The 23,574-nt window shown below is 63.7% G+C and carries 15 protein-coding genes and 2 pseudogenes; 16 read left to right on the plus strand and 1 reads right to left on the minus strand.

Annotated features, from left to right (window positions below):
• Positions 1-689 precede the first annotated feature (689 nt).
• Positions 690-1,739 carry an ABC transporter substrate-binding protein gene (locus tag D2E23_RS06220; protein ID WP_126030148.1) on the plus strand — a complete coding sequence of 350 codons (1,050 nt, stop codon included), beginning with the start codon at positions 690-692 and terminating at the stop codon, positions 1,737-1,739.
• A 243-nt stretch (positions 1,740-1,982) separates the two neighbouring features.
• Complete coding sequence (locus tag D2E23_RS06225; protein WP_126030106.1) at positions 1,983-3,167, plus strand: nucleoside hydrolase; 1,185 nt, start codon at positions 1,983-1,985, stop codon at positions 3,165-3,167.
• Positions 3,168-3,452: 285 nt separating this feature from the next.
• Here the strand turns inward: D2E23_RS06225 and D2E23_RS06230 are convergent, their stop codons facing one another.
• On the minus strand, positions 3,453-4,382 hold the full coding sequence (locus D2E23_RS06230; protein WP_126030107.1) for an AEC family transporter: 930 nt from the start codon (positions 4,380-4,382) through the stop codon (positions 3,453-3,455).
• Between the two features lie 289 nt (positions 4,383-4,671).
• Between D2E23_RS06230 and clpB the strand changes: the two genes are divergently transcribed.
• From clpB to rplS, 14 genes and pseudogenes are all read left to right on the plus strand, one after another.
• Positions 4,672-7,341 (plus strand): ATP-dependent chaperone ClpB, encoded by a 2,670-nt coding sequence (gene clpB, locus D2E23_RS06235; protein ID WP_126030108.1) that lies wholly within the window; start codon positions 4,672-4,674, stop codon positions 7,339-7,341.
• A gap of 1,116 nt (positions 7,342-8,457) precedes the next feature.
• Entirely contained in the window at positions 8,458-11,202 is a 2,745-nt protein-coding gene (locus tag D2E23_RS06240; protein WP_164520715.1) for an InlB B-repeat-containing protein, read from the plus strand.
• Positions 11,203-11,589: 387 nt separating this feature from the next.
• A pseudogene (locus D2E23_RS06245) lies at positions 11,590-12,255 on the plus strand (orotate phosphoribosyltransferase); the annotation flags it as partial.
• A 77-nt stretch (positions 12,256-12,332) separates the two neighbouring features.
• A pseudogene (locus tag D2E23_RS12060) lies at positions 12,333-12,797 on the plus strand (RNA methyltransferase); the annotation flags it as partial.
• 6 nt (positions 12,798-12,803) lie between these two features.
• Entirely contained in the window at positions 12,804-13,148 is a 345-nt protein-coding gene (locus tag D2E23_RS12065; RefSeq protein ID WP_478213001.1) for a TrmH family RNA methyltransferase, read from the plus strand.
• Positions 13,149-13,221: 73 nt separating this feature from the next.
• Positions 13,222-14,253 (plus strand): ATP-binding cassette domain-containing protein, encoded by a 1,032-nt coding sequence (locus D2E23_RS06255; RefSeq protein ID WP_126030111.1) that lies wholly within the window; start codon positions 13,222-13,224, stop codon positions 14,251-14,253.
• A complete protein-coding gene (locus tag D2E23_RS06260) occupies positions 14,253-15,440 on the plus strand; it encodes an ABC transporter permease subunit (protein WP_126030112.1) in 1,188 nt (395 codons plus the stop codon). Before D2E23_RS06255 ends, D2E23_RS06260 begins: the two co-directional genes overlap by 1 nt.
• Before the next feature lie 303 nt (positions 15,441-15,743).
• Positions 15,744-16,034 carry an Asp-tRNA(Asn)/Glu-tRNA(Gln) amidotransferase subunit GatC gene (gatC, locus tag D2E23_RS06265; RefSeq protein WP_093960607.1) on the plus strand — a complete coding sequence of 97 codons (291 nt, stop codon included), beginning with the start codon at positions 15,744-15,746 and terminating at the stop codon, positions 16,032-16,034.
• A gap of 21 nt (positions 16,035-16,055) precedes the next feature.
• A complete protein-coding gene (gene gatA / locus D2E23_RS06270; RefSeq protein ID WP_126030113.1) occupies positions 16,056-17,588 on the plus strand; it encodes an Asp-tRNA(Asn)/Glu-tRNA(Gln) amidotransferase subunit GatA in 1,533 nt (510 codons plus the stop codon).
• 22 nt (positions 17,589-17,610) lie between these two features.
• Entirely contained in the window at positions 17,611-19,110 is a 1,500-nt protein-coding gene (gene gatB, locus D2E23_RS06275; RefSeq protein ID WP_126030114.1) for an Asp-tRNA(Asn)/Glu-tRNA(Gln) amidotransferase subunit GatB, read from the plus strand.
• Between the two features lie 354 nt (positions 19,111-19,464).
• A complete protein-coding gene (locus D2E23_RS06280) occupies positions 19,465-20,421 on the plus strand; it encodes a GNAT family N-acetyltransferase (RefSeq protein WP_240541703.1) in 957 nt (318 codons plus the stop codon).
• Entirely contained in the window at positions 20,418-20,732 is a 315-nt protein-coding gene (locus D2E23_RS06285; protein ID WP_094662160.1) for a DUF2469 domain-containing protein, read from the plus strand. The genes D2E23_RS06280 and D2E23_RS06285 overlap by 4 nt, the downstream gene beginning before the upstream one ends.
• Positions 20,733-20,990: 258 nt before the next feature.
• A complete protein-coding gene (locus D2E23_RS06290) occupies positions 20,991-22,613 on the plus strand; it encodes an NAD(P)/FAD-dependent oxidoreductase (RefSeq protein ID WP_126030116.1) in 1,623 nt (540 codons plus the stop codon).
• A gap of 557 nt (positions 22,614-23,170) precedes the next feature.
• Complete coding sequence (gene rplS / locus D2E23_RS06295) at positions 23,171-23,542, plus strand: 50S ribosomal protein L19 (RefSeq protein ID WP_093960577.1); 372 nt, start codon at positions 23,171-23,173, stop codon at positions 23,540-23,542.
• Positions 23,543-23,574 lie beyond the last annotated feature (32 nt).

Consider the following 23,574-nt stretch of genomic DNA (forward strand, 5'->3'; position numbering starts at 1 on the left):
TTCTGTGAAAAGCATTACAAGCATTTTGTTCAGTAATGCGGAGGCTGGTGGGGTGGTTCTCCAAGAAAACGGCGGTTATATAAGAACTGTCAACGGAACAACACCGATGACAACCACCGATCGGGGTGATCAACCTCACACAGCCTCCCGGTCAGCGGACATAACTGAAAACGCATAACTTCAACCTCATAATTGAATCTCTTCTTCCTCTCTTCCTCTTCACCCCGGCGGTCCTCTTCCTCCCGCCGGGGTTTTCCTTTTGCAGACGGGCTTTCGGCCTTCCATACAGTGAAACCAACCGTCGAAACCGTTCCATCATGCGAGAATATCCGCGATTCACAGCGCCAAACACCCGTTGTCATAGCGCATTCGCGGGTGTTTGGCGCTGTGAATTGCGGGAAACGGGTATTTGGCGCTGTGAATCCCGGTTTGCGGACCCATGCGGAGGCCCCGGGACCGGACCCACCCATGTCGCCGTCTTCGCCCTATAATCGTCACGCTTCACCGCCAATGTGTGGCAAACCGACGTCGTCAAACCGTTCGGGGACATTGGGCGAGCGGGGACCGGGCCCTCCATATCGTTCTCTGCCCTGTTCCCGTCTGGCACTCCCAGAGAACGATATCCGAGGAAGAACTAGGGAATCATCATGACGAATCGTCGTACCAATCGTTTCGGTCGTCTCTCCGGCATGCTGCGCAAGGCCGTGGCCGTGGCCGCCGCGCTCGGCCTCGCCGGCACGCTCGCCGCATGCGGATCGTCCAACGACGCCGACAGCAGCGCCAACGGACTGAAAAAAGTGACATTCATGCTCTCCTGGGCGCCCGACACCAACCACATCGGCGTGTACGTGGCCAAGAACAAGGGCTACTTCAAGGACGCCGGACTCGACGTCGACATCGTGGCCGTGGCCCAGGCCGGCGCCGAACAGGCCGTGAACAACGGCGCCGCCGACTTCGCGCTGTCCAACATGACCAACACCGCCGACTACAGCGTCAAGGGCGCCAAGATCAAGCAGGTCATGCAGGTGCAGCAGAAGCCCAGCGCCATCTGGTGTGCGCTCGCCAGCAACACCGAGATCAAGAGCCCCAAGGACCTCGACGGTAAGACCTTCGCCACGTTCGGATCCAACGAGTCCGACGCCGTGGTGCGCCGCATGATCCAGTTCGACGGCGGCAAGGGCGAGTTCGACAAGGTGACCGCCGGCACCAACACGTTCCAGACGCTCAGCTCCGGCAAGGCCGACTTCGGCGGCTTCTACGCCACCTGGGAAGGCGTGCAGGCCGACATGTACGGCCCGAAGCTCAACTGCTTCACCGAGCCCGACTACGGCGTGCCCGGCAACGCCGACTCCATCGGCATCATCACCAGCGACAAGACCATCAAGAACGATCCCGAACTCGTGAAGAAGTTCGTGCAGGCCTCGCAGAAGGGCTACGAGTACGCATACTCCAACCCGGACGACGCCGCGAAGATCCTCGTCAAGGAGGCGCCCGACGCCAACCTCAAGGAGGACTTCGTCAAGAAGAGCATGCACGTGATCGTCGACGGCCAGTACTGGGGCGACCCGGCCAAGATCAAGTCCGGCGAGTTCGTGCTCGGCACCAACGACTTCGTGGAGACGCAGAAGTACTTCGACTTCCTCTCCGAAGCGCACACCTACACCGACAGCAAGGGAAACACGGTCGACACCACGCCGCAGGCCAAGGACGTGGCCACGAACGAGTTCCTCGGCAAGTAGGGTCGGCGGATCCGGTCGCTTGGGCCGGGTTGCGGTCGCTTGGGCCGGGCGATCCACGTGATACGGTTTTCAAAACGTTGGAATTGCAACGGTTTGGAGCGCGTGTCACGCGGCTCGCCCGGCCCGCGTGATATTAGGCCGATCCCGGTGATCGGGATGCCGGGGTATCGGCCGGGATATCGGGATAGATATCGGGATATACGGGCGCGCATGCACGCGGCGCGTAGGCAAGGAGGACATGACATGACGGACGAAACGAGACGAAACGACGGCCGGAGTCAGACGAGGATCGTGCTGGACGTGGACACGGGCATCGACGACACTTTGGCGCTGGCGTATCTGCTCGCGTCGCCGGAGGCGGATCTGCTCGGCGTGATCGGCGTGTACGGCAACGTGACCGCCGAGACCGCGGTGCGCAACAATCGCGATGTGCTGCGGCTGTTCGGGCGGCCGGATGTGCCCGTGCTACATGGCATGCCGCGTCCGTCGTGGGCCGACTGCTTCGAGGTGGACGAGGGGTGCGCCCGGTTCCATGGCGCCAATGGTCTGGGGAACGTGGATCCGAAGGGGTACATGGGGGATGCGGGCGGTTCTGGTTCTGGTTCTGGTGCTGGTGCGGATGCCGGCGCGGATGCCGATGGGGCCGGCAGGGCCGGCGGGGAGTCGCATACCTTCGCCGCGCGAGGCCGGGTGAAGTCGGTCGGCGGATACCGTGCCGAGGGGGAGGCCGAGCTTGAGGAGGTGGTTGCCGCGGAGCGTGCCGTGCGCCGGGCCGAAGCCGAGGGCGTGAAGTTCATCGTCGATGCCGTGCGTCGCTATGGTCGCGAGGTGACGATCCTCGCCACCGGTCCGCTCACCGATGTGGCCGCCGCGATCGAGGCCGCTCCCGACATCGTGGACTCGCTGCGCGTGGTGATGATGGGTGGCGCGCTCACGCAGGAGGGCAACTGCTACGACCTGGTGTGCGAGACCAACATCATCCAGGACCCGGAGGCCGCGAACCGCGTGTTCCGCTCCGGCGCCGACGTGACGATGGTCGGCCTCGATGTGACCCATCAGTGTCTGCTCACCCGCGCCGACGCGCAGGTCTGGCGCGACGCCGGCGCGGCCCGAGGTCGGTTCCTCGCCGACATGGTGGAGTTCTACATCAACGCGAATGAGGACGCCGATCCCATGTTCCTCGCCGGAAGCCCGCTGCATGACCCGCTGGCCGCGGCCGTGGCGCTCGACCCCACGCTGGTGCAGTGCTTCGATATCAACATGATGGTGGAGACCCGCACGGGAGACGGTCATGGCTTCCGAGGCCGCACGATCGGCGATCCGACCCGCCTGCGCAAGCCGCGCAAAATCGCGCACGTGGCGCTCGGCGTGGATGCGGAGCGTTTCGTGCCGCAATTCCGCGACCGTGTGGCCTCGATCTGCCGCTGAATGTTCGAGAAAGCACTGTCGGGTGCCATCGGAGGGGCCTATCTCGAGGCTGTGTAGTTGATAAGGCCCCGTGCATGGTCCCAACCCTCGATTTGGAGGTTCTTGCGAAAGTAGCCCGGAATGGCGGCTCCCTGGAATTCCGCCATTCTTGGTCGTCCTCGGCCGGATTTTCTCGACAATGGGGACCGGAATCCCCGAGCAAAGGACCTCCGAATCGAGGGTTAGCACCGTGCGGAAGGCCCGCTCAACTACACGACTCGAAGATAGCCGCCACGGACTCGTGCGTCACGCGCCGGGCAGGAGCGCATGGGCCACGGTCATGGCTACGAGGCCAATCACGGCGGTCACGGTGAGCGAGAACCCGGCGAGCTTGGCGTTGCCGGTGAGCGAGTCGGTGAACTTGGTGGAGAAGATCGTGATCGGCGAGAACGCGGCCAGCACCAGAATCTCGCGGATGCGCATGTCGAACGGCATGATGTACCAGGCCGCCAGCGCGATCACCACGCTGAACGCGGCGCGCCATGCGATCACTTTGAGCAGTTCGATCCGGTCCTTGTGCTCGGTCGGAATCTCCATCATCAGCCCGATCATGGCCATGGTCATGAACGCGTTGGCGTTGGCGAACGGCGTGATCAGCGTGACGATCGGGTCGGGGATCGTGATGTGCGCGAACATGAACACCAGCATGAGCATGTAGATGTCGAACGACACCGATCCCAGAAAATCATGCGCGATGCCGCGCAGTCGCAGCACAAGCGGCAGTGTCTTGAAGTTCTCGTCCATGTGCAGCAGCGTGCGCGTGATGGTGAGCGCGCCGGCCGTGGCCACCATGGCGTTGCCGATATCCATCATGATCACGGGCAGTCCGGCGGACGCGCCCATGAACGTCTGGATGACGGGCAGGCAGAACGCGCCGAGGTTGAGTCCGCTGGCGTTGAGCATCTGGAACGCGCGGTAGGGCTTCTCGTCGCCGCGCGAGCCGAAGTACACGATGAAGAACGGCACGAGGCAGCAGATGAATCCGAACAGCACGATCCACAGCATGTGCATGTCGTGCTTGTTGGTGGCGAAGGAGAGGATGATGGCGCATGGCAGCGTCATGTTGAAGACGAGTCCCTGCGCCACCTTGTAGTCGCGCGGCCCGAAGATGTGCAGATGCTTGAGCGCGTAGGCGCCGACGATGACCAGCAGCAGCGCTCCCGATTTGAAGATCATGATGACTTCTGACTTTGTGTTTCCCGATGTTCTGATTGCTTCGCCGATGATATGACGAGGTTGAGTATAGGAATCGCACGTTGCCGCCGCCTTTCGGGGTCGGATGGTGGAACGGATGGCGGGGGATCGGTGGAGCACGTATCGCCAATTTCAAAACTTGAGTCAAACACGCTCAAGTTTTGGGAATAATATGGATGCAGGTCCGGTTGTTCGTATCAGACAACGACTTCAACCGAAGGCGACGCCCGGCAACACGGAACGCCGCCGACATGATATGGGAGGGAACATCATGGAACAGAACTTCACAAGGATGGCCCAGGAGGCCATCGGCGACGCCATCCAGAGCGCTTCCGCCGCGGGCAACGCGCAGGTGGAGACCCTGCATGTGCTCGATGCGCTGCTGCGCCAGCAGAACGGCGTGGTGCCCGGCCTCGTGCAGGCCGCTGGCGGCGACGTGCAGACGATCGGCGCCGCAGTGCGCAACGCCCTGGTCAAGCTGCCGAGCGCCAGCGGTTCGAGCACCTCGCAGCCGCAGGCCAGCCGCCAGCTGACCACCGCGATCGCGCAGGCCGAAAAGGAAATGAAGGAGATGGGCGACGAATACGTGTCGACCGAGCACCTGCTCATCGGCATTGCCGCATCCGCTCCGAACGAATCCGCCGAGATTCTGAGGAAGGCCGGCGTGACGCCCGAGGCGCTGCGCAAGGCCGTGCCGTCGATCCGCGGCGGCCGCAAGGTCGACAGCCCGGACGCCGAAGGCAGCTACAAGGCGCTGGAGAAGTACTCCACCGACCTGACCGCCCGCGCCAAGGAAGGCAAGCTCGACCCGGTGATCGGCCGTGACCAGGAGATCCGTCGCGTGATCCAGATCCTGAGCCGTCGTACCAAGAACAACCCGGTGCTGATCGGTGAGCCCGGTGTCGGCAAGACCGCCGTCGTCGAGGGTCTGGCCCAGCGCATCGTGGCCGGCGACGTGCCCACCACGCTGCAGAACAAGAAGCTCATCAGCCTCGACATGGGCTCGATGGTGGCCGGCAGCAAGTACCGTGGCGAATTCGAGGAACGTCTGAAGGCCGTGCTCGACGAGATCAAGAACGCCGACGGCCAGATCATCACGTTCATCGACGAGATCCACACGATCGTGGGCGCCGGCGCCGCCGAAGGCTCCATGGACGCGGGCAACATGCTCAAGCCCATGCTGGCCCGTGGCGAGCTCCGCCTGATCGGCGCCACCACGCTCGACGAATACCGCGAGAACATCGAGAAGGACCCCGCCCTCGAGCGCAGATTCCAGCAGGTGTACGTGGGCGAGCCCAGCGTGGAGGACACGGTGGCGATCCTGCGTGGCCTCAAGCAGCGCTACGAGGCGCACCACAAGGTGACGATCGGCGACGACGCCCTGGTGGCCGCCGCCACGCTGTCGAACCGCTACATCTCCGGACGCCAGCTGCCTGACAAGGCCATCGATCTGGTGGACGAGGCGGCCGCGCACCTGCGTATGGAGCTCGACTCGCAGCCCGAGGAGATCGATGAGCTGCAGCGCAAGGTCACGCGTCTCGAAATGGAGGAGATGCAGCTGAAGAAGGCCGAGGACCCCGCGTCCAAGGAGCGTCTGGGCAAGCTGCAGGCCGATCTGGCCGACACCCGCGAGAAGCTGGCCGGACTCAAGGCCCGCTGGGACGCCGAGAAGGCTGGCCACAACAAGGTCGGCGACCTGCGCGCCCAGCTCGACGCCAAGCGTGTTGAGGCCGACAAGTTCACCCGCGAGGGCAACCTCGCCGAGGCCAGCCGCATCCTGTACGGCGAGATCCCGGCGATCCAGAAGCAGCTCGCCGCCGCCGAAAAGGCCGACGCCGAAGACACCGAGGACGGCGGCAACAAGCCCGAGCCGATGGTGCCCGACCATGTGGACGCCGACTCCGTGGCCGAGATCGTCGCCGACTGGACCGGCATTCCCGTCGGCCGCCTGATGCAGGGCGAGAACGAGAAGCTCCTCCACATGGAGGACTACCTCGGCAAGCGCGTCATCGGCCAGAAGGAAGCCATTCAGGCCGTGTCCGACGCCGTGCGCCGCTCGCGTGCCGGCATTAGCGACCCGAACCGCCCGACCGGCTCGTTCTTGTTCCTCGGCCCCACCGGCGTGGGCAAGACCGAGCTCGCCAAGGCGCTCGCCGACTTCCTGTTCGACGATGAGAAGGCCATGGTGCGCATCGACATGTCCGAGTACATGGAGAAGGCGTCCGTGAGCCGTCTGATCGGCGCGGCCCCCGGTTACGTGGGCTACGAGGAGGGCGGCCAGCTGACCGAGGCCGTGCGTCGTCGTCCGTACTCGGTGGTGCTGTTCGACGAGGTCGAGAAGGCCAACCCCGAAGTGTTCGACGTGCTGCTGCAGGTGCTCGACGACGGTCGTCTGACCGACGGTCAGGGCCGGACCGTGGACTTCAAGAACACGATCCTGATCATGACGTCGAACCTCGGCTCGCAGTTCCTGGTGTCGCAGGACCTCGACGAGGATGCCAAGCGCAAGGCCGTGATGGACGCCGTGCACGCGAACTTCAAGCCGGAGTTCGTGAACCGTCTGGACGAGCTGGTGATCTTCCACCCGCTCACCCGCGACGAGCTCGGCGGCATCGTGGACATCCAGGTCAAGCAGGTGGCGTCTCGCCTGACCGACCGCAGGATCACGCTCGACGTGACCGACGCTGCTCGCGAGTGGCTGGCCGACACCGGCTACGATCCGGCGTACGGCGCCCGTCCGCTGCGTCGTCTGGTGCAGACCGAGGTCGGTGACCAGCTGGCCCGCATGCTGCTCGGCGGCAAGGTGCACGACGGCGACACCGTGCTGGTGGACCAGACCGGTGGCGAGCACCTTGAACTCACGGCCATGCCGGAGGATCCGCTGGCCGGTCATGCCGGTGACGATCCCGACGTGAGCGTCGACCACATCGAAGCCGACTGATGTGCCGATGTGACGGCTGACAACTAGGCTCTGAATTTCGATCGGGCCCCGCGCGATTCGTTGCGCGGGGCCCGATTTGTGTCTGTGTGTCGCCGGTCGGGTTCTTCAGCCGAGGCTGATTTCCGCTTGGGCCCCGGCCGTTTACCCATCCTGGGACCCCGGCCGTCTGCTCGGCCGATTCCCCTCTGGGGGGGGGCGCCGGGACTCTTTGGGGATGGGCGGTCGGGTTGGTTGGTGATCCTAAGCCGGGGCGGCTCCCCTCAGACCGTCTACGACGGCCGGCTCCCCTCAGAGAGGGGGCACTGGTGTTTGGAGCTTGCCGATATTCCTTCCGGCTCCCCTCTCTGAGGGGAGCTGTCAGCGAAGCTGGCTGAGGGGAGCCTCGGTCTCACCGGTGAAACCAGCCCGCTGAAACCCATACACCGAATCTGAGCGGCCCGGTTCTGGGTGTAACCGGACTCCGTCCAACCGGTTCTGGGTATAACCGGATCACGGAGACCCCGAAATCGGTTACTTCATGGTCCGGTTATACCCAGAACCGCCCAAACCATTCGGTTATACCCAGAATCAATAGCCCGGTTTTACCCAGATTCCGCTGGACGTGGTCCGGTTTTACCCAGATTCGGTTGATTCAGGGTTGGATTCGGTTCGGTTTGAATTGATCGGGGACGTCCGTTCTCCGTTGATCGGCGGGCCAATGGGTTAGGGGAACCTATGAGAGCGATAACATCCTATAGGGGGTATGGAGGGGCTGTTGCCCACCTCCTACCATCGATGTGATGAATTGACGTAGCTTCTGTCCTTCCGCTACGTAATCTACGTCGTTGTGTTACCTGCATCACATGTTCGAATATGTTCATTTGTTGCCAAAACGTGCCAAGAAATCGTTGGCGCATAAGGCCTCTTCGGCGTGTCGCGATAATCGGTGACCTTGTAGGGCGGAATTTCAAGGTTTCCCTTGATGTTCCCTAGGGTTTTCCTTGAGGTTGTCCCCTCGTGGTCGCCTTGCAATGTCGCGTTAGGGGGTGTAAGGGTAGTGATAGATGGTGCACGAGGCTGTGTGCGTCCCATCCGTGATATTGCAAGACAATGATGTTCGTTTGGAGGTTTCGCATCATGCGAAATTGGAAGAAGAAGACGCTCGGAGGCGTGCTTGCGGCAGCGATGCTGGTGAGCCTTGTCCCCGCTACGAGCGCACTGGCGGCAGACAATACCGCCAAGACGACTGACTCGCAGAGTCAGTCCGTCACCAGCTGCAGCGTGAATTTCCGCGTCAATGGCTATGTCGTTCAGGCTGGCACCGGCGTCGGCAGCCTCGGCTGTGATTCCACCGTTGCCCAGGCCGCCGCCGCGGTGAAGGCCTCGTTCAACGTGCCGTCCGGCAAGGTCATCTCCGGCTGGACCCTCAACGGCGCCAAGATCAACACCGGCGCCAAGCTCAGCGAACCCGAGTTCGCCACCAACTCCGAAGGCCTGCCCGGCGGCGCCATCCTCGACGCCGTGCTCAAGGACGCCCCGAAGCCGGCCGCCACCTTCGTCGTGACCGTGCACGCCAACGGCGGCACCTTCCAGTCCGGCATCGACAAGGGCCACCAGGGCGACACGTCCTTCACCGTGACCAACGGCTCCAAGTTCGTGAGCAAGCTGCCCAAGGTCTCCCGCCTCGACTACGTGTTCACCGGCTGGACCTACGACAAGGCCGGCAAGAGCAAGGTCATCGACACCGATTTCATCTCCGCCAACACTGAGGTGTACGCCCAGTGGAAGGCCGTCGACGTCGATCCGGGCGCCAGCGTGAACACCTTCACCCTGACCGTGTCCACCAACGGCGGCGTGATCCAGAACGGCCAGTTCGCCGGACAGTCGGGCGACGTGCAGAACACCGTCGGCCAGAACGAGAAGGTGCTGTCCTCGGTTCCCACCGTTGCGCGTGACGGCTACAAGTTCGTCGGCTGGTCCTACGACCAGGCCGGCAAGTCCGTCGTGATCGCCAACGACTTCATCTCCGCCGACACCCACGTGTACGCCCAGTGGACCAAGATCACCACCTCCCGCGTGATCGTCCACTCCAACGGCGGCACGTTCCAGTCCGGCAACGAGCAGGGCAACGTCGGCGACGACTCCATCGAGGTCGTGGACGGCGACACCTTCGTCGACAAGCTGCCGAAGGTCTCCCGCCTCGACTACGTGTTCACCGGCTGGACCTACGATCAGGCCGGTAAGAGCAAGGTGCTCGACTCCGACTTCGTGTCCGCCAACATCGAGGTGTACGCCCAGTGGAAGGCCGTCGACGTCGATCCGGGCGCCAGCGTGAACACCTTCACCCTGACCGTGCACACCAACGGCGGCACCATCAAGGGCGGCGAGTTCGACGGCCAGATGGGCGACGTCATGACCACCGTCGGCCAGAACGAGAAGGTCGTCTCCGTGGCCCCGTCCGTGGCTCGCCTCGACTACGCGTTTGCCGGCTGGTCCTACGACAAGGACGGCAACTCCAAGGTCATCGACACCGACTTCATCTCCGCCGACACCGAGATCTGGGCCCAGTGGAAGGCCGTTGACGTCGATCCGGGCGCCAGCGTGAACACCTTCACCCTGACCGTGTCCACCAACGGCGGCGTGATCCAGGACGGCGAGTTCGCCGGCCAGGCCGGTGACGTGCAGACCACCGTCGGCCAGAACCAGACCGTGCTGTCCGTCGTGCCGACGGTGACCCGCGAGGGCTACACCTTCAAGGGCTGGAGCTACGACAAGGCCGGCAAGTCCGTGGTGATCGCCAACGACTTCATCTCCGCCGACACCCACGTCTACGCCCAGTGGACCAAGCAGCCGGTGCGCTACACCGTCGTGTACAACACCAACGGCGGCAACATCAACGGTGAGGTGGGCGACTTCCAGATCCAGGTGAAGAAGGGCGAGACCCTGCTCGACAAGCTGCCGACCTCCGACACCCTCAAGCGCGACGGCTTCACCCTCAAGGGCTGGACCTACGCCGAGACCGGCACCAAGCTGGACGGCAAGGCCGTGAAGAAGACCGACAAGGTGAAGGGCAACGTCTACAAGGTCGTGGCCCGCTGGGATGCCAACGACGTTGACCCCGGCATGCAGGTCGAGCAGTTCAACGTGGTGTACAACACCAACGGTGGCAACATCAACGGTGAGGTGGGCGACTTCCAGGTGCAGGTTGCCAAGGGAGACACCATCCTCGACAAGCTGCCCGGCGCCGACACGCTCGTCCGCGACGGCTACGTGCTCAAGGGCTGGAACTACGCCGAGACCGGCACCAAGCTGGACGGCAAGTCTGTGAAGGCCTCCGACACCGCGACCAGCGACATTTACAAGCTGATCGCCCGTTGGGAGCCGACCGACGTCGACCCCGACATGAACGTCGAGCAGTTCAACGTCATCTACAACACCAACGGCGGCAACATCAACGGCGAGGTCGGCGACTTCTCCGTGCAGCTCGGCAAGGGCGAGACCATCCTCGACAAGCTGCCCGATGCCAACACCCTGGTGCGCGACGGCTACAAGCTCAAGGGTTGGGTCTACGCCGAGACCGGCACCGACAAGGACGGCAAGGCCCTGACCAAGACCGACGTCGTGGAAGGCAACGTGTACAAGCTCGTCGCCCAGTGGACCAAGGTCGTCCCGGCCGCCACCCTGACCCCGGCCCAGAAGACCGAGAACAAGGCTGAGAACAAGACCGACAACAAGACCACGACCTCCACCAACAAGAAGGTCGACACCAAGAAGGCCGCGACCAAGAAGAAGCTGGCCACGACCGGTGCCGCCGTCGGTGGTGTGGCCGTCGTGGTGGTGCTGTTGGCCGCCGCCGGTTTCGCTCTGCGCAAGCGCGCCTGAGTGATTCACGACCGTCGGTGACGACCGTGTGCAGTCTGCCTCCCTGCTGACCGTCGTCACCCGACCCTGCCCCGCATCCGATCCCTCGGGTGCGGGGCCTTTTCGTTTTCCGTCCGTACTCCTAGTGTGATCACACTGCATTCCTGACGTGACCGCACCGGAGAAAAGAGGGGGTATAGTGGTCGGCGGCGGTTTCGGCCGCCCACTTGCAAGTGACGGCGGATCCTTGCTCCTCCTCGCAGGATCCGTCATGGCCCCGCGTCTCGTTCCTCCGAGCGCGGGGCTCTTTCATCGTTCGGAGTTTGGCATCGTCGACCGTGATCGTTCCGGCCGTTATCCCCAGCCTTGTCCACGGCCGTGGGATAAGGCTGGGGATAAGGTGAAGGCATGAGTGAACAGAATTCCGCGGGATTCCGCAAGACCGGCACGCCCGACGTGCGCGACGACAACAACGGCGCCGCCTCCGGCGCATTCGGACTGGCCGACGACTTCTTCGACGCCAAGGATCTGCTGCGTCGCATGCTGGAAAAGGAAGTGTCCGACAAACCGTTCAGCGAGCTGACCGCCGTGGCGCTCGACCATCAGGGCAACGGTCTGATCGGCCACACGCTGCTCGACACGATCGAGGAGCAGGGCTACGGCCTCGACGACTTCGACGCCGTGGGCGCGCTCACCGCCGCCGCCGTGCCGCTCGCCTGTGCCATGGTCTCCGCCGCCTCCTCCCGCGGTCAGGATCTCGACGCGTTCGTGATGGACTTCGTCTACCCGGGCGTCAAGGGCCCAAGCATCAAGGGCAAGCGTGTGATCCTGCTCGACTCCTGGCTGAGTGAGAAGTCCTACGTGCAGACGTCGTCGCTGGTGACGCTGCGCAACGGCAACGAACTGAGTCTCGACTTCGGCATCGTCGAGCATGAGGGTGCGGAGATTCTCGCCGTCGCGGCGCTGATCGGCGGTGTCGACATGACCGAACCGAAGATCGACGTGATCAATCCGGTGACCGGCGAGGAAAGCGAACTGCCGTTCATCGAAGTGTTCAAGGAAAGCGAACTGCGTGACCACGTGCCGTCCTCGCCCGTCGACGAGAGCACCGACGACTCCGACGACTCCGACGACGAGGAGACCCCCGAGGCATGAGGGAGCCCAATCCGATCACCAAGGCCGCCATGGAGTCCGGCGAGCCCACCTTCCGCGAAGTGGGCGTGGGCCCGTGGTCCGAGACGCATCCCGGCCGTCCCCGTCCCGACGATCTCGGCGACCCCGCCAACTACGATCCGCGTTACGACACCGCCCTGCTCGACGATGGCGACCGTCGCAACGTGCTCGACAAGTATCGTTACTGGAGCGTGCCGGCCATCAAGGCCGATCTTGACGCACAGGGCCGTCACACGTTCGAGGTGGCCATCGAGAACTGGACACACGACTTCAACATCGGATCGATGGTCCGCACCGCCAACGCGTTCGCCGCGGCCCGCGTGCACATCGTGGGACCGCACAAGTGGAACCGCAAGGGCGCGCTGATGACCGAGCTGTACCAGCACATCCAGCATCATCCCACCGTCGCCGATCTGGTCGCCGACTGGCATCGACGCATCGCCGCCGCGATCGAAGACACCGAGCACAACGCCGCCGAGGCCGCCCGCCGCGCCGACTATCAGGGCACCGCATACTGGCAGTCCGAAGTCGACGATCTCAAGGCCGCGCGCGTAATCGCCATGGACATCATCCCCGGCGCGGTGCCGATGGAAACCTACCGATTCCCCAAGCACTGCCTGCTGCTGTTTGGCGCGGAAGGCCCCGGTCTGAGTGAAAAGGCGCTCGAACTGGCCGACGACGTCGTATACATCTCGCAGTTCGGATCCGTCCGATCCATCAACGCGGGCGCGGCGGCCGCCGTCTCCATGCACGCGTGGATCGCCCAGCACGCGAGGATCGGCGGACGGGCATAATCAGGTAACCGACAGTCGGAATCATCCCCGTGGCGGATTGCACACGAGGGGGGTACACGGGTAAGTTGGAATCATGCTAGAGATAGAGGAGCTTTCCAAGGCGTTCAGGGGGAAGAAGGCCGTGGACCGGATCTCCTTCACCGCCCGCAACGGTCGGGTCACCGGATTCCTCGGACCCAACGGCGCCGGCAAATCCACCACCATGAAGGCCATGCTCGGGCTCATCCGCCCCGATTCCGGTCGTGCACTCATCGACGGTCGCCCATACAGCAAACTCTCATCGCCCATGCGCGCGGTCGGCGCGGTGCTCGACGCCCGGTCCGCGCACAAGGGCATGAGCGCCTACGCACATCTCAGAGCGCTCGCCCTGACCAACGGCATCCCCAAATCCCGCGTGGACGAAGTAATCGCCATCACCGGCATTGACAGCGTGAAGAAACGCAACGCCGGCAGCTACTCGCTCGGCATGAGCCAACGACTGTCCATCGCAGCCGCGCTGCTCGGCGATCCTTACAATCTCATTCTTGACGAGCCGATCAACGGACTCGACCCCGAAGGCGTCAAATGGGTGCGCGAACTCTGCCGCTACTACGCGGCGCAGGGCCGTGCCGTACTGCTCAGCTCCCACCTGATGAGCGAAGTCGCGCTCACCGCCGACGATCTGGTGATCATCGGACAGGGGCGCATCCTGCAGCAGGTGAGCGTTGCCGACTTCGTACGGCAGCATTCCGGCGACGGCATCCGCGTGGTGGCGCCCGACCCTGACCGTGTACGCAACGTACTCGTCTCCACGTTCCCCACCGTGCGCGTGGAGCCGGTGGAACGCAAGGAAAGCGATCCGCCGCGCGGGTATGCGCTGCGCGTGACCGGCGCGCCGCTTGAATCAATCGCGCAGGCGCTGGCCCACAGTCAGACCGTGACCTATCAGTTCGTGCAGGAGCGCGGTTCGCTCGAGGACGCGTATCTGGAACTCACGCATGCGTCCGCCGAATACCGATCGACGTTGCCGGGACGGGAATCCAGTGCCCCGCAGTCCAGCGCGCAGTCGGCCGGTGAGGCGCCCGCCAATGATCAGGCCGACGAACAGCAGGGGAGGGGACACTGATGGCAGCACCACGACGAGGACGACACGCACGTCCGGCAACCGACGCCGCTGATGAATGGCGGCCGATGATGGAGGACGAGCCGGCGGATCAGCAGCAGGCATCACGGTCAGCATCGCAGTCGGTTCAGTCGGTTCAGTTGCAACCGGTCCAGTCGGCTCAGCCGCAGCCGCAGTTCGCCGCCCCGGCAGTCGCCCGGCCTCCGGAACCGCCGCATCCGGCATCAATCCGTCGGCAGGAGCAGAACGCCGCCCAATCAGGCGACAATCCCCGGAACACGTCCCGTCGCCGTCCGCGCGCCCGCCGTCCCCAACCCAGCAGCGTGCCCAACGGGCGTCTGAACCTGTGGGGCTGCATTCGCGGCGAATTCGTCAAACTGTTCGCGCTCGCCTCCACCTACTGGCTGATGGGCATCACGCTCGTGCTGCTGCCGGCCGGCGCGGCTATGAACGCATGGGCCGTCCACTGGACCGCGAGCATCGACCCACAGACCGGCAAGACGCTCGCCACCCCGAACCCGGTGGACGTGGCCGATCTGTGGATATCCGTCGGCGGCTTCGTCTCCACCGTGGCCATCGTGACCGGCATCTTCGGCGTGCTCGCCATCACCGCGGAATATTCGACCAAGTCCATCCAGGCCACGCTCACCGCCAATCCGAAACGCATGACCATGATCGTGGCCAAGTTGATTGCCGTCTCGCTGATCGTGTTCCTCGTCTCGCTCGCCGGACTGCTGATCTCATGGGCGGTCGTGGCGATCATGTCGAATGACTGGTCGATCACGCAGCTGTCCGGCCGCGAATGGCGACTGCCGTGGATCACACTGTTCGGCGGCGCGGCATCGCTCACGCTGATGGCATTGCTGGCGTTCGGCGTCGGCGCGATCTGCCGTAGTACGCCCGGCGCGGTGTTCGCGTACATCGCCATCCTGACGATCCTGCCGAGCATCCTGTCGATCGTATCGATCGTGGCCAAGGAGTTCGGTTGGGTGGGCACCATCGCCTCGGTCATGCCCAGCGGCAGCATCGGCCGGTTCCTGCAGATGAACGTGTCGTCCGCGCTCACCAGTTCGGTCAGCTACGACTACTTCGTGCCCAACTGGTGGCAGAGCCTCCTCGTGCTCGTGGGCTGGACCGTGGTATCCGTGGCGCTCGGCTCCTTCGTCATCAAACGCGCCGACGTGAAATAGCAACCTTCGTGCTTCCTCCGAGGGAGGGAGCTGGTCTGGAGCTTGAGGTGTTCGACGCCCCAAGTCCTGTGCTCCCTCCTGAGGAGGGAGCTGGCGCGTGAAGCGCGACTGAGGGAGGGAATGCAGCCGGATGGTTTTGGAGCCCTCCCTCTGTCACGGCATTGCCGTGACATCTCCCTCCCTGGGAGGGAGAACGTCCTTTTCCCGCCACTCAGTCCGCCTCTCCGATTCGCTGATGACTGTCCGGGCGGGCGTTCGGAACATGACCAATCCGTGTCACATACGGCACTTATAGTGAAGGGCATGCCTACTTTTTCACGTGAAGAAATCGTGCATTTGGGCGACCTTGCCCGAATTGCGCTCACTGACGAGGAAATCACCCGACTCCAGGGCGAACTGAACGTCATCGCCGACTCCATCAACGAAGTGCAGAAGGTGGCCGGCCCCGACGTGCAGCCCACCGCAAACCCGGTTCCGCTCGAGGCCTACCTGCGTCCCGACGTGGCCGAAACCCCGCTGACCCAGGCCGAAGCCCTTGCCGGCGGTCCCAAGACCGAGGCCGGCATGTTCGTGGCCCCGCGCATCCAGGAATAACAAGGGGAGAAACGAAACCTCATGACTAACGCAACTGAACTGGTGAAGCTTTCCGCCGCCGAGATGGCGGCCAAGCTCAAGGCCAAGGAAGTCTCCAGCCGCGAGCTGACCGAAGCCCATCTGGCCGTGATCGAGAAGGCCGAACCCACCGTGGACGCCTTCCTCAAGGTAGCCTTCGAATCCGCGCTCGCCGAAGCCGACGCTTTCGACGCCAAGAACGCCAAGGGCGAGACCGAGGGCCTGCCCGAGCTGGCCGGCGTGCCGATCGCGATCAAGGACATGATCGTGACCAAGGGTATCGAGACCACCGCCGCCTCCAAGATCCTCGAAGGTTGGGTCCCGCCGTACGACGCCACCGTGATCTCCAAGATCAAGGCCGCCGGCATGCCGATCCTCGGCAAGACCAACCTCGACGAGTTCGCCCAGGGCTCCTCCACCGAGCACTCCGCCTACAAGACCACCAAGAACCCGTGGGATGCCGAGCGCGTGCCCGGCGGCTCCGGCGGTGGCTCCGCCTCCGCGGTCGGCGCGTTCGAGGCCCCGATCGCCCTCGGCACCGACACCGGCGGCTCCATCCGCCAGCCCGGCGCCTTCACCGGCACCGTCGGCGTGAAGCCCACCTACGGCGGCGTGAGCCGTTTCGGCGCCATCGCCATGGCCTCCTCGCTCGACCAGATCGGCCCGGTCTCCCGTACCGTGCTCGATTCCGCCCTGCTGCACGAGGTGATCGGCGGTCACGACAAGCGTGACTCCACCTCCATCCCGCGCGAGGTCCCGCCGGTGGTCGCCGCCGCCCGCGAAGGCCTGAAGATGGACCTGACCGGCCTGAAGGTCGGCCTCGTCAAGGAACTGTCCGGCGACGGCTTCCAGGCCGACGTCGAAGCCCGCTTCAACGAGTCCGTCAAGCTGCTCGAAGGCATGGGCGCCGAGGTCGTCGAGGTCTCCTGCCCGCACTTCCCGGCCGCACTGGGCGCCTACTACATCATCATGCCGTCCGAGGTGAGCTCCAACCTGGCCCGCTACGACGGCATGCGCTACGGCCTGCGCGTCATGCCGCCGGCCGGCGTGCCCCAGACCGCCGCCAACATGATGGCCTACACCCGTGAGGCCGGTTTCGGCGACGAGGTCAAGCGCCGCATCATCCTCGGCACCTACGCCCTGTCCGCCGGCTACTACGACGCCTGGTACGGCAGCGCCCAGAAGGTGCGCACCCTCGTGATCGAGGACTTCAAGAACGCGTTTGAGAAGGTCGACGTGCTCGTGTCCCCGACCGCCCCGACTACCGCCTTCAAGTTCGGCGAGAAGACCGCCGACCCGATCACCATGTACCTCGGCGACGTGACCACCATCCCCGCCAACATGGGCGGCGTCCCGGCCATGAGCATCCCCGCCGGCCTCGGCGACGACGGCATGCCCGTCGGCTTCCAGTTCTTCGCCCCGCAGATGCAGGACGAGAAGATGTACAAGCCGGCCGCAGCCCTCGAAGCCGCGCTGGAGAACCAGTGGGGCGGCCCGATCTGGAACAAGCTCAACACCCCCTGGCTGGCCGACTGAAAGCGCGCATTAGGAGCAGATAATGGCAGAAAAACTCATGAAATTCTCCGAGGCCGTCAAGAAGTACGATCCGGTCATCGGTCTGGAAACCCACGTTGAGCTGAGCACGAACACCAAGCTGTTCTGCCCCGCCCACATCGAATTCGGCGGCGAGCCCAACACCCAGCTGACCCCGGTCTCCCTGGGCCTGCCCGGCAGCCTCCCGGTGATCAACAAGACCGCCGTGGACTACGCCATCAAGCTCGGTCTCGCCCTGCACTGCGAGATCGCCGAGTGGAGCCAGTTCGCCCGCAAGAACTACTTCTACCCGGACATGCCGCGCGACTACCAGATCTCCCAGTACGACAAGCCGACCAACGGCAACGGCTACCTCGACGTCGAGCTCGACGACGGCAGCGTCTTCCGCGTGCCGATCGAGCGCGCGCACATCGAGGACGACGCCGGCAAGAACACCCACATCGGTGGAGCCGACGGCCGCATCGAAGGCGCCGACCATTCGCTGGTCGACTACAACCGCGCCGGCGTGCCGCTGATCGAGATCGTCACCAAGCCGATCGAAGGCGTGGGCGACCGCGCCGCCGAGATCGCCGGCGCCTACATGCGTACGCTGCGCGACATCGTGCGCGCCCTCAACATCAGCCACGCCCGCATGGAACAGGGCAACATGCGCGCCGACGTGAACGTGTCGCTGCGCCCGAGCCCGTCCGACCCGTACGGCACCCGCTCCGAAACCAAGAACGTCAACTCGTTCCGCGGCATCGAGAAGACCATCACATACGAGATCCGTCGCCAGGCCGCCCGCCTCGACGAAGGCAAGGAGATCCTGCAGGAGACCCGCCACTGGGACGAGTCCACGCAGACCACCGCCGGCGGCCGACTGAAGACCGACGCCGACGATTACCGCTACTTCCCGGACCCCGACCTCGTGATGCTGCACATCACCAAGGAGCACATCGCCGAGATCGCCGCCGAAATGCCGGAAATGCCGCGCGAGCGCCGCAACCGCCTGCAGAAGGAATGGGGACTTTCCGACCTGCAGATGCGCGACATCATCAACGCCGACGCCCTCGACCTGATCGAAGAGACCGTGAAGGCCGGAGCCAAGGCCGCCGGCGCCCGCAAGTGGTGGCTGGGCGAGCTGAGCCGCGAAGCCAACAAGAAGGAAGTCAGCCTCGAAGAGCTGCCGATCACCCCGGCCGACGTGGCCGAAGTGGAGAAGCTCATCGCCTCCGGCAAGCTCAACGACAAGCTCGCCAAGCAGACCGTCGCCGGCGTGCTCGCCGGTGAAGGCACGCCCGACGAGGTCGTCAAGAAGCACGGCTACAAGATCGTCGAGGACACGGGAGCCATCGAAGCCGCCGTGGACGAGGCGCTCGCCGCCAACCCGGACGTGGCCGAGAAGCTCAAGAGCGGCAACATGAAGCCGATGGGCGTAATCATCGGCGCCGTGATGAAGGCGACCCGTGGCCAGGCCGACGCCAAGGCCGTGACCAAGATCGTCATGAGCAAGGTCAAGGGCTGAACCCGTTAGGAAAACGCCAAAGACGTTTTCAGGATTCAGACAAGCCGGCAGGCGAGCGCGGTCCACAGTCGCAACCTGAAAAGTGACTGTGAAAACCATGCGACTCGCTACCACAGAGCAGATTCCCCGTGTATCCTATACGCGGGGAATCTGTCATTGTGGACGGAACAGACACCTGAACGAGGCAGACAACTGAACACGGTCAGACGTGACCGATAACCGATGAGAAAGCGACCAATGTCATCAGATACAGTGAACACCGCTGAGCAGTACGCCGCCGCCGAGGCCAACGCCGAGGCGAAGGTCGGGCGCACCCTTCCGGACCGTCTCGATATCCCGGAGATCAAGGGCGAGATGGTGCAGCTGCGTCCCGCAACCATCGAGGATCTGACTCAGATGGACGAGCTTCAGGCGTTCTACAACGCATCCGGCATCACCGGCAAGGACGAGCAGGCGGAACACGCCCTGGTCCACACGTGGGTCGGTCGTTCCGTCGCCTGGGGCAAAGGACAGTCGCCCGCCGAATCCGGCGTGGGAGACCCCGAATCCCGTCGCACCATCGCATGGTCCGTGCTCGCCGACTCCAACCCCGACGATGACAATCCCGACGACCGCAGCAAGGTCATCGGCATGATCTTCCTGATCGACATCGACAGCTGGGCCAAATCCGCCCGCATCCAGGTGATGCTCGGCAAGGACTACCGCGGCCGCGGCTACTCGCGCGACGCCATGCCCCGCGTCATGACCTACGGATTCGCCCCCGAACCCGCCGGACTCGGCCTGCACCGCATCTGGGTGGCCGTGCCCGAAAAGAACACACGCTCGCTGAGCGTCTACCAGTCGCTCGGCTTCATGCTCGAAGGCACGTCCCGCCACGCACTGTGGGACGACGCCAACCAGCGTTACCAGGACCAGATCGTCCTCGGCACGCTCGTCGACGAATACGATCCGATCCGTTCGCTCGACGCGTTCGGCATGCATCTGATCGAAGACAACCCCGGAGTGCGCGAGGCGTTGGCCGCGCGCGAACACTCGCTCGCCATCGAAGTCAATCAGGGCGGCGAAAATGAGACCGACAGCGAACGTCGTGAAGAAAACGGTATGATGAGCGGGCTCGCCAACCTGATTCTGGGTGACGACGACGAAGGCAGGACGACGCACGGCAAGGGCGGCACCGGCAAGGCCGGCAAGACCGCGAGCGACGAGCAGACCGTGTGGCCGTATTCCAACCGTGACGAAGAAGGAGCCGAACGGTCGAAGCGCGCCTGGTGGCGCAACCTGGGCAACCGTTCGCGAGGGAGTGATAAATGAGCGCTGAAGATCTCGACAACTACGAGACCGATGCGGAACTGGCGTTGTATCGCGAATACCGCGATGTGATCAAACTGTTCACCTACGTGGTGGAGACCGAACGACGCTTCTACCTGGCCAACAAGGTGGACTTCAACGTGCGCTCGGCCGGGCAGGACGTGTACTTCGACGTGCAGCTCACCGACGCGTGGGTGTGGGACGTGTACCGCCCCAGCCGATTCGTGACCAACGTCCGCATCGTCACGTTCAAGGACGTGAACGTCGAGGAGGTTCAGAAGACCGACATCGACATCCCCGACGACATCAGCTGACGCTGTTGCGCCGATCGATCGCCTCGCGCCGGAACCCTTTTTCAGGTTCCGGCGCGTTGTGTATTTCCGCCGCTTTTCCCATCGCTCTCCCGCAAAGAATATGTGTGCACATTCGTGATGTGCGGTTCGTCTCCCGGGATTGCAGTAGAGTGGTGCCGCTTTGAGTTTATGCGCATGCACAGGCGTGCATGGATACGCATGACATGCATGATCTGCACGAGCAGACACCACGAAAACGCATCTGTAAGGGAGTATGACGTGGCAGAAAAGAAGTCGGTTGTGATCATCGGCGGTGGCCCGGCCGGTCTGACCGCGGCCTGGGAGCTCATCAAGGATGGCGGCTCCGAAAACTACGACGTGACCGTGCTGGAGTCCAGCCGTGAATTCGGCGGCATCTCCCGCACCGTGAAGCACAACGGCAACCGCATGGACATCGGCGGCCACCGTTTCTTCTCCAAGGACGAGCGCATCATGGACTGGTGGAAGAACGTCCTGCCGCTGCAGGGCGCCCCCAGCTACGACGACAAGAAGCTCGGACGACACCACGACCTCGAGCCCGGCGGCCCCGACCCCGAAGTCACCGACGAAGTGATGCTCAAGCGCCACCGCGTCTCCCGCATCTTCTACGGCGGCCGATTCTTCGACTACCCGATCTCGCTCAAGCCCGCCACCTTCAAGGCCATGGGCTTCGTCGTCACCATGCAGGCCGGCTTCAGCTACCTCAAGTCCATCTTCCACAAGCTTCCCGAAGACAACCTCGAGAACTTCTACATCAACCGCTTCGGCCGCAAGCTCTACTCCATGTTCTTCGAAGGCTACACCGAAAAGCTCTGGGGACGTCACCCCTCCCAGATCTCCGCCGACTGGGGCGCCCAGCGCGTCAAGGGACTCTCCATCCTCGGCGTCCTCAAGAACGCCTTCTCCAAGCTGCTGCCCAAGAAGCGCAGCAACAAGGAAGTCGAAACCTCCCTCATCGAAGAGTTCTGGTACCCCAAGTACGGTCCCGGCCAGCTCTGGGAGACCGTCGAACGCAACTGTGAGCAGGCCGGCGTGCACGTCCTCACCGACGCCACCGTCGTCGAAGTCCGCCAGAACGCCGGACGCATCTCCTCCGTCGTCTACGCCGACTCCGAAGGCAACCGCACCGAACTCACCGCCGACCAGTTCATCTCCTCCATGCCCGTCAAGGACCTCGTCAACGCCCTCGACGCCGCCACCAAGGACGAAACCGCCGAACCGGCCGCTCAGACCGCCGTCGTCCCCGCCGACATGAAGCACATCGCCAACGGCCTGCCCTACCGCGACTTCGTCACCGTCGGCCTCCTCGTCAAGCGACTCCGCCTGCGCAACACCACCAACATCCCCACCCTCGGCAACCCGCCCATCGTCCCCGACTGCTGGATCTACGTCCAGGACCCCGGCTTCACCGTCGGCCGCATCCAGGTCTTCAACAACTGGAGCCCCTACCTGGTCCAGGACGTCGACGACACCGTCTGGATCGGCCTCGAATACTTCTGCGACGAAGGCGACCGCTTCTGGAACATGAGCGAAGACGAATGCATCAAATTCGCCATCAACGAAATGGTCCGCATGAAGGTCATCGCCAGCCCCAACGACGTCCTCGACACCCACCGCGAAAAGGTCAAGAAGGCCTACCCCGCCTACTTCGACACCTACTCCCAGATGGACGAACTCGTCGAATACCTCGACTCCTTCGGCAACCTCTACTGCGTCGGCCGCAACGGCCAGCACCACTACAACAACATGGACCACTCCATGGGCACCGCCATCGAAGCCGTCGGCAACATCAAGTCCGGCCGCACCTCCAAGCGGAATGTGTGGAACGTAAACACCGAAAAGTCCTACCACGAAGAAAAGTAAAAAGTGAATGACGGAGTGTCAACGGCCTTTCCTCAGGCTTGAAGTACCTTTGTACGTCTGCGCCTTCGGACGGCCGTTGACACACGCGTCATTCACTTTTTACAGGTCCTTCGGACGGGGCGTAATTCGCCTTGCACCTTCGGTCGGAGATGCCGGCTTCCCCTTGAGGGGCCGAGCCGTAAAGAAAACGCCAGAGGCGTTTTTAGGCGAGGGCGAGCCGACAGGCGAGCGATGAAGGCGCGGTCGGAGACCGTCCGCCCTTGCGGGACGCTGTCGGCGAAGCCGACTGATGAGGTGACCGACCTCGGACCCAAATACCATGCCGGACGAGCTGCGGTTCGTCCGGCATGCGCGTATAATGGAAGAGTTGTGCCGAGACGGGGATTGCCGCATAGATTCGCGTCTCAACAGGTCCAGACCTTCGCGATCGGATCGGCACGCTCCCCGAGGGCAGACCCGACGGGATACCGAATTTTGGAGGATGTTGCCGGCGGCACGAGCCGTGGCCCATCTTCCCCCGACTTGCGCTGATATGCGGCGGCAATGGAGGAAACATCATGGTTAATGCCATCGAAGCGTTCGACGCCAAGCACCTGAAGCCGGCCGAGTCCATCCCGGCTTTCCGTCCCGGCGACACCGTCAAGGTGAACGTGAACATCAAGGAAGGCAACAACTCCCGTATCCAGGCGTTCCAGGGCGTGGTCATCGCTCGTCAGGGCGCCGGCGTGCGTGAGACCTTCGTGGTCCGCAAGATCAGCTTCGGCGTCGGTGTGGAGCGCCGCTTCCCGCTGCACTCCCCGGTCATCGACTCCATCGAGCTGGTCCGCAAGGGCAAGGTGCGTCGCGCCAAGCTGTACTACCTGCGCTCCCTGCGCGGCAAGGCCGCTCGTATCGTCGAGCGTCGCGACAACAGCCAGAAGGCCGCCTGAGTTCAGGCTCCTTCCGCGCATCGCGCGCAGCG

The sequence above is a fragment of the Bifidobacterium callimiconis genome, assembly GCF_003952005.1.
Taxonomy (GTDB): domain Bacteria; phylum Actinomycetota; class Actinomycetes; order Actinomycetales; family Bifidobacteriaceae; genus Galliscardovia; species Galliscardovia callimiconis.

Excerpts from the sequence above, each read along its gene's own strand:
- D2E23_RS06220 (WP_126030148.1), top strand. The coding sequence starts at position 690 with ATGCTGCGCAAGGCCGTGGCCGTGGCCGCCGCGCTCGGCCTCGCCGGC.
- D2E23_RS06225 (WP_126030106.1), top strand. The coding sequence starts at position 1,983 with ATGACGGACGAAACGAGACGAAACGACGGCCGGAGTCAGACGAGGATC.
- D2E23_RS06230 (WP_126030107.1), bottom strand. The coding sequence starts at position 4,382 with ATGATCTTCAAATCGGGAGCGCTGCTGCTGGTCATCGTCGGCGCCTAC.
- clpB (WP_126030108.1), top strand. The coding sequence starts at position 4,672 with ATGGAACAGAACTTCACAAGGATGGCCCAGGAGGCCATCGGCGACGCC.
- D2E23_RS06240 (WP_164520715.1), top strand. The coding sequence starts at position 8,458 with ATGCGAAATTGGAAGAAGAAGACGCTCGGAGGCGTGCTTGCGGCAGCG.
- D2E23_RS06255 (WP_126030111.1), top strand. The coding sequence starts at position 13,222 with ATGCTAGAGATAGAGGAGCTTTCCAAGGCGTTCAGGGGGAAGAAGGCC.
- D2E23_RS06260 (WP_126030112.1), top strand. The coding sequence starts at position 14,253 with ATGGCAGCACCACGACGAGGACGACACGCACGTCCGGCAACCGACGCC.
- gatC (WP_093960607.1), top strand. The coding sequence starts at position 15,744 with ATGCCTACTTTTTCACGTGAAGAAATCGTGCATTTGGGCGACCTTGCC.
- gatA (WP_126030113.1), top strand. The coding sequence starts at position 16,056 with ATGACTAACGCAACTGAACTGGTGAAGCTTTCCGCCGCCGAGATGGCG.
- gatB (WP_126030114.1), top strand. The coding sequence starts at position 17,611 with ATGGCAGAAAAACTCATGAAATTCTCCGAGGCCGTCAAGAAGTACGAT.
- D2E23_RS06280 (WP_240541703.1), top strand. The coding sequence starts at position 19,465 with ATGGTGCAGCTGCGTCCCGCAACCATCGAGGATCTGACTCAGATGGAC.
- D2E23_RS06285 (WP_094662160.1), top strand. The coding sequence starts at position 20,418 with ATGAGCGCTGAAGATCTCGACAACTACGAGACCGATGCGGAACTGGCG.
- rplS (WP_093960577.1), top strand. The coding sequence starts at position 23,171 with ATGGTTAATGCCATCGAAGCGTTCGACGCCAAGCACCTGAAGCCGGCC.